Source organism: Providencia sp. PROV261, assembly GCF_028477945.1.
GTDB classification, from domain to species: domain Bacteria; phylum Pseudomonadota; class Gammaproteobacteria; order Enterobacterales; family Enterobacteriaceae; genus Providencia; species Providencia stuartii.
Genome location: NZ_JAMPMC010000024.1, coordinates 94,678 through 104,688, shown reverse-complemented (window position 1 = coordinate 104,688; position 10,011 = coordinate 94,678). Strand labels below are relative to the sequence as shown.

The 10,011-nt window shown below is 41.6% G+C and carries 9 protein-coding genes; 3 read left to right on the top strand and 6 right to left on the bottom strand.

What is annotated here, in order from left to right; translation table 11 throughout:
* The first annotated feature begins 233 nt into the window (after positions 1-233).
* Together PR675_RS14375 and mdtD are read left to right on the top strand one after the other, a co-directional pair.
* Positions 234-932 (top strand): FadR/GntR family transcriptional regulator, encoded by a 699-nt coding sequence (locus PR675_RS14375; protein WP_004923944.1) that lies wholly within the window; start codon positions 234-236, stop codon positions 930-932.
* 49 nt (positions 933-981) lie between these two features.
* Positions 982-2,388: a multidrug transporter subunit MdtD gene (gene mdtD / locus PR675_RS14370; protein WP_004923945.1), complete on the top strand. Its 1,407-nt coding sequence runs from the start codon at positions 982-984 to the stop codon at positions 2,386-2,388.
* On the opposite strand, the gene rbsR is transcribed toward mdtD, so the two are convergent.
* From rbsR to rbsD, 6 genes are all read right to left on the bottom strand, one after another.
* Positions 2,385-3,386 carry a ribose operon transcriptional repressor RbsR gene (gene rbsR / locus PR675_RS14365; RefSeq protein ID WP_014657138.1) on the bottom strand — a complete coding sequence of 334 codons (1,002 nt, stop codon included), beginning with the start codon at positions 3,384-3,386 and terminating at the stop codon, positions 2,385-2,387. The two genes, mdtD and rbsR, sit on opposite strands and share 4 nt — an antisense overlap.
* Positions 3,387-3,389: 3 nt before the next feature.
* Positions 3,390-4,319 (bottom strand): ribokinase, encoded by a 930-nt coding sequence (gene rbsK, locus PR675_RS14360; RefSeq protein WP_004923951.1) that lies wholly within the window; start codon positions 4,317-4,319, stop codon positions 3,390-3,392.
* An 81-nt stretch (positions 4,320-4,400) separates the two neighbouring features.
* On the bottom strand, positions 4,401-5,291 hold the full coding sequence (rbsB, locus tag PR675_RS14355) for a ribose ABC transporter substrate-binding protein RbsB (protein WP_014657139.1): 891 nt from the start codon (positions 5,289-5,291) through the stop codon (positions 4,401-4,403).
* Between the two features lie 24 nt (positions 5,292-5,315).
* On the bottom strand, positions 5,316-6,278 hold the full coding sequence (gene rbsC, locus PR675_RS14350; protein WP_004923956.1) for a ribose ABC transporter permease: 963 nt from the start codon (positions 6,276-6,278) through the stop codon (positions 5,316-5,318).
* On the bottom strand, positions 6,275-7,789 hold the full coding sequence (rbsA, locus tag PR675_RS14345; protein WP_060560762.1) for a ribose ABC transporter ATP-binding protein RbsA: 1,515 nt from the start codon (positions 7,787-7,789) through the stop codon (positions 6,275-6,277). Before rbsA ends, rbsC begins: the two co-directional genes overlap by 4 nt.
* A 7-nt stretch (positions 7,790-7,796) precedes the next feature.
* Entirely contained in the window at positions 7,797-8,216 is a 420-nt protein-coding gene (gene rbsD / locus PR675_RS14340) for a D-ribose pyranase (protein ID WP_004923960.1), read from the bottom strand.
* Positions 8,217-8,496: 280 nt separating this feature from the next.
* Here rbsD and ravA point away from each other — a divergent pair, with 280 nt between their 5' ends.
* A complete protein-coding gene (ravA, locus tag PR675_RS14335) occupies positions 8,497-10,011 on the top strand; it encodes an ATPase RavA (RefSeq protein ID WP_004923961.1) in 1,515 nt (504 codons plus the stop codon).

The following is a 10,011-nucleotide window of genomic DNA, read 5'->3' as shown; positions in this document are numbered from 1 at the left end:
CCGGTTCCTTTTCCAACCTGACCACCGAAGCGGTTTGTCGTGACAACGGATGCGCATTATAGGGAGTCAGAAAATTCTAGCAACCCTTATTTTGCATTTTCTTTTCGTTCGCGCTTTTTTTCATCAAAACGGTGATAAATCAACTAAAACAACGGTAGAATTGATTATTTCAGCAGCAATTATCCCCCAACTCACGTAATATAATTGCTCAAGGTTATGTATTGGGACTAATTATGGAATTTAGTGAGCAGCAAACTGCTTCGCAAAAAAACCTTTCTTATCTTATTGCCGAACAGCTAGGCCAAGAGATTTTGAAAGGCACTTATTTACCAAGCTCTATTCTTCCCAGTGAAATAGAGTTATCTGATAAATTCCAAGCTAGCCGCACAGCGATTAGAGAAGCGGTTAAGATGTTAGCAGCAAAAGGGATGTTACTTGCGCGTCCTCGCATTGGCACAAGAGTTATGCCTTCATCCCACTGGAATTTTTTGGATCAAGATCTGCTTAAATGGTGGATAAGCAGTGATGAACAAACGGTCGTTATTAGGCATTTTCATGTTGTAAGACTCGCGATTGAACCGCAAGCTTGCTACCTTGCCGCAAAACATGCCACAGACAAGCAAAATAATTTACTCAAAGCACTCGCCAATGAAATGCAATTATTAGAAAAGCAATTTGATAGGCAACGTTGGATAGATGTTGATCACCGTTTTCATCTAACGATTTATGAAGCTTGTGCCAATCCATTTTTGATCTCCTTTGCCAATTTATTCCGTTCTGTCTATCAATTCTATTTTGATGCGATTACAGAAAATGACGTTATTGAAGTAGACATTCATCAGCAACTGGCAAATGCCATAATAAAAGGTAATAGCGCCAAAGCGTTTGATCTCTGCTATAAGTTATTAACTATTACTGGAAAACAGACCTAACACGATAACTTTCCATGTTTGCTTTAACTTTTTATTTAATAGGTTACCGATGTTAAAAACAGCTAAAAGCATGTCAGGCCTTCCATGGATAGCCGCAATGGCATTTTTCATGCAAGCCCTTGATGCAACCATTTTGAACACGGCGCTACCTGATATCGCCAAAAGCCTCCACCATTCACCACTCGCCATGCAATCTGCGATTGTCAGTTATACATTAACAGTTGCATTATTAATTCCTGTGAGTGGATGGTTTGCAGATAGGTTCGGCACTCGTCGCATTTTTATTATCGCTGTTTCACTGTTTTCCTTTGGTTCCCTTCTTTGTGCGCTATCACCGTCATTGACATTCTTAGTCACATCCCGCGTTATCCAAGGTATTGGTGGGGCAATGATGATGCCTGTTGCGCGCCTTGCATTGATCCGTGCCTATCCACGCAGTGAATTACTCCCAATATTAAACTTTGTTACTATCCCTGGATTAGTAGGTCCTATCTTAGGCCCTTTACTAGGCGGTGTATTAGTGACTTATGCCACATGGCATTGGATCTTTATTATCAATATTCCGATTGGTATTTTAGGGATCTTGTACGCCTTAAAATCAATGCCTGATTTTAAAATGCCAAAACGTAAGTTTGATGTTCTTGGGTTTATTCTCTTTGGCTTTGGTCTTGTCATGTTATCAGTCAGTCTGGATCTCTTTGGCGACAAGTCCTTGCCCGGTTACATTCCAGCATCCATCGTACTCGGTGGTTTTGTATGCCTATTTCTTTATGTTTTTCATGCTCGACGTATAAAACATGCCATCATTCCACTAAACTTATTTAAAACCCGTACTTTTAGTATTGGTATTAGCGGTAATATTGCCACTCGATTAGGGACAGGAAGTATTCCATTTTTGATGCCATTAATGTTGCAGGTTGGTTTTGGCTACGAAGCGGTTATCGCCGGTATGATGATGGCTCCAATGGCTATAGGGTCAATTATCGCAAAATCAGCAGTAACTCGGATACTGACTCGCTTTGGTTATCGAAAAACACTGTTTACCGTGACGGTCATTATTAGTTTTATGATAGCTCAGTTTTCTCTCCAGACCCCGACTATGTCTATCTATTTACTGGTGATACCTCTATTTGTGCTTGGGATGGTTATGTCAACGCAATTTACTGCGATGAATACGATTTGCTTAGCTGATTTAACAGATAATAATGCCAGTGCGGGGAATAGTATGTTAGCGGTGACTCAACAGCTATCGATCAGTTTTGGTATTGCAGTCAGTGCGGCAATATTGAGCTTCTATGAAGGCTTACCACATGGGAATACCGTAGATAATTTCCATTACACCTTTATAACTATCGGTGCTATTACATTACTTTCTGCATTTGTCTTCTTGTTGTTGAAGAAAAGTGATGGTCAAAACTTAATAAAAAATAAGTCTAAACCATCAGATAAGAACTAATTTCGTTTAACGGATTGGCGCTCAACCAGTTTGGGCGTCAACACCAAAACGTTAGCGTCGGCTTCAGGGTTATCCATTCGAAAAATAAGCTGGTCGACAGCCAATTTACCCAATTCATCTTTTGGTTGATGAATCGTCGTTAATGGCGGGATCATATAAGGTGATAAGTCGATATCATCGTAGCCAATGATTGAGATATCATCAGGTACTTTCAGTCCTTTACGAAATATCGCCTGATAAGCGCCAACGGCCATGGCATCATTCCCGGCAAAAATAGCTTTAGGTGGGTTAGCAAGCGCCAACAGTTTATTCATTGAATTAAAGCCACCAGCAAATTCAAAATCACTAAAAATAATATATTCATCAGGAATATTCAGCGATGCTTGCTTCATCGCCTGCATAAAACCTTGGAAACGCGCACGTGCCGGTGATTTGTCTTGGGGGCCTGCGATGCAAGCAATTTGGGTGAACCCCGCATCAATTAAATAACGTGCGGCAATCTCCCCGCCAAGAAAAGAGTTATCTTGAATAATATCGCCATCAGACTCAAAGGGAGACCAATCCATCATCACGGTAGGCACTGCGGGATAACGGGAAAGAACCTCTTTTGATGGCCCCTGAACTTCTGTACACATCATCAGTAAACCATCAACGCGTTTCTGTAATAGTGTTTCTAAACTATGATTCATCCGCTGAAGGTCGCCTTCAGTATTACAGAGGATCAAACTATAACCACGTTCATAACAACTGCGCTCAACCCCACGAACCACTTCTGCATAAAAAGGGTTATTACTGGTTGTCAGTAACATACCTATCGTATTAGTACGATTCATTTTTAAGCTACGAGCTAACGCCGATGGAGCATAATTTAGCTGCTCAATCGCATTTTTGACTCGTAATGTCACACTTTCGCTGACATAGCGATTTTGGTTGATGACATGAGAAACGGTGGATGTCGACACGCCAGCAAGGCGCGCAACATCTTTCATTGTTGCCACAAGCTATTCCTGTTGAGTTAAAAATGCATCGATTTCATTGCGCCATGGTACAGAGGGTTGTGCACCGGGTCGAGTTACCGCAATTGCAGCCGCTGCATGAGCGAAAACAATAGCCTCAGCATCACTTTTCCCTTCAAGTAAAGCGGTAACATAAGCGCCATTAAAGGTATCCCCTGCCGCAATTGTATCGACGGCTTTCACTTTAAATCCAGCGATAATTTTACCTGTTGAACCTTTTTCACTATACCAAACGCCTCTCGCCCCTAACGTAATCATGACTTTACTGATACCTTTATCATGCAATACTTGAGCTGCCGCTTGTGCGCTCTGATCATCTTTGACGGTAATTCCAGTCAAATGCTCCGCTTCTGTTTCATTTGGCGTAATAATATCGACTAAAGCAAGTAACGAGTCAGGAAGAGCTTGGGCAGGTGCAGGGTTTAAGATGACTTTTGTACTGTTTTTTTGTGCAATTTCCGCTGCTAACTGAACCGCTTCAATAGGGGATTCTAATTGCATCAGTACGGCATCTGCATCAATGATTTTTTGCTGATAGTGGTTCACTCTTTCTTTAGTTAAATGCGCATTGGCTCCAGCATGGATACCAATTACGTTTTCACCTTGTTGGTTTACAAAAATCAGTGCAACACCCGTTGTTTCATTATCAACGACATCAATACATTCAACATCAATATGATCATTTTTGAGCTGCGTTTTGATGCTTTGCCCAATGCTATCGTTACCGACGCAAGCAATAAATGTTATGTCAGCACCACTTCGTCCAGCAGCAACCGCCTGATTCGCACCTTTACCACCAAAAGCAACCTGATAGTGATTCCCTCTAACCGTTTCTCCCGGTTGCGGAAATTGCCCGATGTTTAGAATATGATCAGCATTGATACTACCTAAAACCACAAGTTTAGCTGCGCCCATAACATTTATTTCCTTTTGCCTTTTTTATTTTATTCGCAAATAGAGCAAACCGCCGTTAAGGATAACGGCGGTTAATCTTTATTACTTTTTAACAACCAGTTCTAGTTCTACAGGTACTGTTGGCTCGACCTTTTCACCTTTCAAAACTTTATCGGCGATTTGTACACCTACAATGCCAATTTGATCAGGGCGCTGTGCAATTGTTGCGCCTAGTTTGCCCCCTTCAACCGCTTTAATACCATCATTGGTTCCATCGAACCCGACAACTAATACATCATCACGTCCTGCGGTTTGTAACGCTCTTAGCGCCCCTAATGCCATTTCATCATTTTGAGCAAATACCGCTTGCACAGTAGGATGCGCTGTCAGTAGGTTTTGCATCACGTTTAAGCCTTTTGTTCTATCGAAATCAGCAGGCTGGCTGGCTAATACATTAAATTTATGCTCTTTTGCACCGGTATTAAAACCTTCACCGCGTTCACGAGCTGCGGAAGTTCCTGTGATCCCTTCGAGTTGGATCACTTTGGCGTCGTTACCTGTTTTTTCAGCGATAAAATCTGCCGCCATCTTACCGCCCATTCGGTTATCAGAAGCGACATGACTGACTACATCACCTTTGTTAGCTGCGCGGTCTAGGGTGATAACAGGAATTTTTGCTTTATTGGCCATGATAATGGCATTCCCAACCGCATCTGAATCGGTCGGGTTAATCAACATGAGTTTAGTGCCACGAACAGTTAAATCTTGAACGTTAGCTAGCTCTTTAGCAGGGTTATCTTGAGAGTCGAGTACTATTAGTTCGTAACCTAATTTATCGGCTTCTTTTTGAGCACTATCTTTCATTGTCACAAAGAACGGGTTGTTCAGTGTGGAAATAACCAGAGCGATACTTTCTTTCGCCATCGCATTAACACTCACAGTAGCACTTAAAGCGACGGCTGATAGCAAGGTTGCGAGTTTTTTCATTTTCATAATTGTATTCCTGTAGGGTATAAGTTACTTTTTATTATCAACGAGTACGGCAAGTAAGATGACAACCGCTTTTACAATCATTTGATAGTTTGATGATATACCTAGTAAGTTTAAGCCATTATTGAGAAAACCTAAGATAAGAGCACCAATCAAAGTTCCAACAATGCGTCCTTTACCACCAGCCAGACTTGTACCGCCAAGAACAACAGCGGCAATTGCGTCAAGCTCATAACCATTACCAGCCATTGGTTGCGCTGACGACAGTCGAGCAACTTCAATAACACTCGCCAATGCCGCTAATAATCCACACAGGGCATAGACAATAATTTTAATTCTGTCGACATTAATGCCGGATAAGCGCGTCGCGGCTTCATTTCCACCCAATGCGTAGATATATCGACCCAAACGGGTGTGGTGTAATAGATACCATGCCGCGGCAAACACAATGATCATCAACCAAACAGGGGTCGGGATCCCGAAGGGGCGACCAATACCAAACCAGCCGAAAAGATCTGCATTATCACTGAAACCTGTATTGATCGGGCTACCATCGGTATACACACGTGTCACCCCCCGCAATAACAACATCATGACTAATGTCGCAATAAAGGCTTGAACTTTACCTTTGGCGACAATCACCCCCGTACAAGCACCAATAGCAGCCCCAAGGGCTAATGCTCCCGCAACGGCGACGAAGGCATTCACATCAGCCCCCACCATCGATGCCGCAACAGCCCCTGTTAAAGCCAGTAATGAACCAACAGATAGGTCAATACCGGAGGTTAAGATCACCAACGTCATCCCCACAGCCATGATGGCGTTAACCGATGTCTGTTGCAGGATATTAAACAGGTTATTAAGGGTGAAAAAATTCGGGCTAAGGGATGAAACAATGGCAATTAACACTAATAATGCAATCAGTGATTTTTGCTCCATTAGCCATGCTTTACTGAACCAACGTTTTGAGGTTGTGGTATTCGATGTCATTCTGATAACTCCTGAACTGAGCCGTAGCTTTTGCCAACAGCGGCAGCCATTAAGACTTCTTGAGTGGCCTGTTTAGCTGAAAACTCACCGCTAATATGCCCTTCATGCATAACGAGAATGCGGTCACTCATCCCAATCACTTCTGGCATTTCAGAAGAAACTAAGATGATGCTCAGCCCTTCTTTTTTAAATTGGTTAATTAATTGATAGATCTCTTTTTTAGCCCCAACATCCACACCTCGAGTTGGTTCATCTAAAATCAGGACTTTAGGCCTTGTCATCAAACCACGCGCAATCGCGACTTTTTGCTGATTTCCTCCCGATAGGTTGCCAATAATCTGATCCATGGAAGGGGTTTTGATATTAAATAAGCGAATAAAGTCACCGACCGTCTGTTGTTCTTCTTTATGTTTAAGATTGCCGCCAGCACGACTAAAGTAACGAAGTGCTGTCAACGACATGTTCTCTTTGACGGACATGCCTAGTACTAAACCGTCACGTTTACGATCTTCCGAGATATAGACAATGCCGTTATTTAAACCATCTTGTGGCGTTTTTAATGAAATACTTTTGCCATCAAGGCGTACTTCACCTGATTTTTTTGTCGCAGCGCCGTAAATGATCTTCATTAATTCAGTACGCCCTGCTCCCATCAAACCAGAAACGCCTAGAATTTCACCGCTTCTCAATGAAAAGCAGGCATTATCGACACCAGGGCCTGATACATTTTCAACCTGTAAGCGAACCTCTCCCACCGGAACATGAATACGTGGGTATTGGTCTTCTAATTTACGGCCCACCATCATTTCAATCAGGGTTTCTTCTTCTAATTCTTTGACGGGTTTTTCACCGATAAATTGTCCATCACGAAACACGGTTACATCATCACAGATTTCAAAAATCTCTTTTAAGCGATGAGAGATATAAACAATTCCACGCCCTTGCGCTTTAAGCTCTTCAATAACTCGAAAGAGTGATGCTGTTTCCGTATCTGTGAGGGCATCCGTTGGTTCGTCCATGATGATGACTTGCGATTCAAAACTTAACACTTTCGCTATCTCAACCATTTGCTGTTCGCCAATAGAAAGCTCAGCGATCAATTGATGGCTGTCATAATCCAAGTTCAGGCGTTTTAGTAGCTTATCGGATTCACTGAACATGGTTTTCCAGTCGATTTTGCCGAATTTATTAACAAATTCGCGACCAAGGAAAATATTTTCAGCAATTGTCAGTTCAGGGATCAAATTAAGCTCTTGATGAATAATACCAATCCCTGCTTCTTGTGAATTTTTAGGGCCATGAAAGACCACTTCTTTCCCTAAATAACGGATAGCGCCAGCATCTTTACTATAGATACCTGTAAGCACTTTCATCATGGTGGATTTACCCGCACCATTTTCACCGACTAGCGCCATCACTTTTCCTGGGTAAACTTTAAGTGCAGCACCGTTTAGTGCTTTTACTCCGGGAAAAGACTTTTCAATGCCAATAAGCTCTAATAAAGGCTGCATACACACCTCAAAACGTCACACCAGAACAAAGGATCACATTAGCAAAAGGTGAACACTCCCCTGTTCTAATCACCGCTTTGCTGTCATGAGTCATTTTTTTAAAGCTTTCATGACTACAATATTCCACTGTTATTGGTTTTCCTTGGGCAAGCTCTAATGCCTGCAAATGTGCCAATATTGCGTGTTCCATTTCAGGATTGACGGTCGTGATCTCGCCAGCCAAAATTGCCTTTTCAATCTGCATCTCTTGAGTAATGACACTCAATACCGACATCAAATCGGGCAAACCTTGTGTAATAGCTAAATCAATACGTTCAACCTGCTGTGGTATAGGTAACCCAGCATCAGCAATTGTGATATGGTCGGTATGACCTAACTTTGCTATCACGGATGTAATATTGGAATTAAGCAAAATACCTTTTTTCATTGTTCCCGCCGTTTCCTTATGAGCGAAACGTTTCGCTAAATCTAATCATAGATAAGAAAATGAACAACACAATGTTGTTGGCTAAGATTTGTGATCGCCATCGAAACGTTTCGTTAACGCCCAAAAGAGAAGAAAAGATGAAAGTATTGAATTAGTTATAGCTGAATCGTTTTTGTTGATAGTGAGTCTAAATCAAAGAAAAATGACAAAATTCGTTGCAAAATTGGCACCTCGATGGATAACCTAGCAATAAATGACATAAATAATAAAAGGAACGAATATGCAGTTAGCGGAAAGAATCGCCCAACTTAGCAATTACCTTGAAAGTGGTTTGTATGAACGCCAGCAAGCAATTCGTTTATGTTTATTGGCCACATTAAGTGGTGAAAGTGTCTTTCTTTTAGGGCCTCCAGGTATCGCTAAAAGCTTAATTGCACGCCGCATGAAGTATGCGTTTCGCCACGCGAATGCGTTCGAATATTTAATGACCCGTTTTTCCACACCAGAGGAAATTTTTGGGCCATTATCCATCCAAGCTTTAAAAGATGAAGGGCGCTATCAACGACTAACAAAAGGCTATTTACCTGATGCTGAGGTGGTTTTTCTTGATGAAATTTGGAAAGCTGGCCCCGCTATCTTAAATACCCTACTCACCGCTATCAATGAACGGAAATTCCGTAATGGAGATGGTGAAAGTGCTATTCCTATGCGTTTATTAGTCACCGCATCTAACGAGCTTCCTGATGCTGACAATAGCTTGGAAGCGCTATTTGACCGAATGCTTATCCGTATTTGGCTCGATAAAGTACAAGAAAAACAAAACTTCCGAGCGTTGCTGACAGGTAAATCCCCCCAAGATGAGTCACTGGTTCCTGAACACTTAAAAATCAGTGATGATGAATATAAAGAGTGGCAACAGCAAATCCCTAAAATTACGCTGCCCGATCACTGTTTTGAACTTATTTATCAACTCCGCCAGCAACTGGATGCCACCGATAAACACCTTTATGTCTCGGATAGACGCTGGAAAAAAGCGGTCTATTTATTACAAGCCAGTGCGTTTTTTAATGGGCGAAATACCATTTCCCCCCTTGATATCATCCTATTAAAAGATTGTTTATGGCATGACATGCAATCGATGAATGCCTTACCTCAATTACTCAAGTCCATATTAGAAGAAGATGGCTGGCAACAGAGAAAACTCTCTCGTGAAATAGAAATGCTCTACCAAGAGTGGACCTCATCAACCCAAGATCAAAACAATCAAAATGCTTTTAAGGTCAATAAAAATACGCCAATGTTTGCTCGTAAGCCAACGTACACTCTTCCAGAAAATATCAAAGAGGGGCGTTTAACGCTATTTTTGCATAAGCCACTACAGTTACATGATATAAAAGTAACGTTTATTACCACGGATAAAAAGTTACTGACTCATTTTCTAACGAAAGGTACTACTCTATCAGCTCACCTCAATGGTATTGGTTTTGCACAAGAAATTGCTGCTGAAATTAATAACTTAAATCAGATTCAGCTATTAGATGTGAGTCACCAAGCTTCCACTCTTTATTTACAAGAATCCACCACCACCGTCGATAAAACGGATAACACACAATGGTTAGAAAAGCTTGATAAGATCCAACAAGATATTCAATCGGCGCGTTATCAATTTGAACAACAACAGCCCAATTTATTTATTGAATCAAGCTGGCTGGCAGGAATCGAAGGAAGCTTTATGAAGTTAACTGAAAAGCTCACTCAGTTACGTAATCAAATAACAGGAAAAATGGCGGATTAA

What these genes read in the sequence shown, in the direction of transcription:
- PR675_RS14375 (WP_004923944.1), top strand. Translation starts at nt 234, where the DNA reads ATGGAATTTAGTGAGCAGCAAACTGCTTCGCAAAAAAACCTTTCTTAT.
- mdtD (WP_004923945.1), top strand. Translation starts at nt 982, where the DNA reads ATGTTAAAAACAGCTAAAAGCATGTCAGGCCTTCCATGGATAGCCGCA.
- rbsK (WP_004923951.1), bottom strand. Translation starts at nt 4,319, where the DNA reads ATGGGCGCAGCTAAACTTGTGGTTTTAGGTAGTATCAATGCTGATCAT.
- rbsB (WP_014657139.1), bottom strand. Translation starts at nt 5,291, where the DNA reads ATGAAAATGAAAAAACTCGCAACCTTGCTATCAGCCGTCGCTTTAAGT.
- rbsC (WP_004923956.1), bottom strand. Translation starts at nt 6,278, where the DNA reads ATGACATCGAATACCACAACCTCAAAACGTTGGTTCAGTAAAGCATGG.
- rbsA (WP_060560762.1), bottom strand. Translation starts at nt 7,789, where the DNA reads ATGCAGCCTTTATTAGAGCTTATTGGCATTGAAAAGTCTTTTCCCGGA.
- rbsD (WP_004923960.1), bottom strand. Translation starts at nt 8,216, where the DNA reads ATGAAAAAAGGTATTTTGCTTAATTCCAATATTACATCCGTGATAGCA.
- ravA (WP_004923961.1), top strand. Translation starts at nt 8,497, where the DNA reads ATGCAGTTAGCGGAAAGAATCGCCCAACTTAGCAATTACCTTGAAAGT.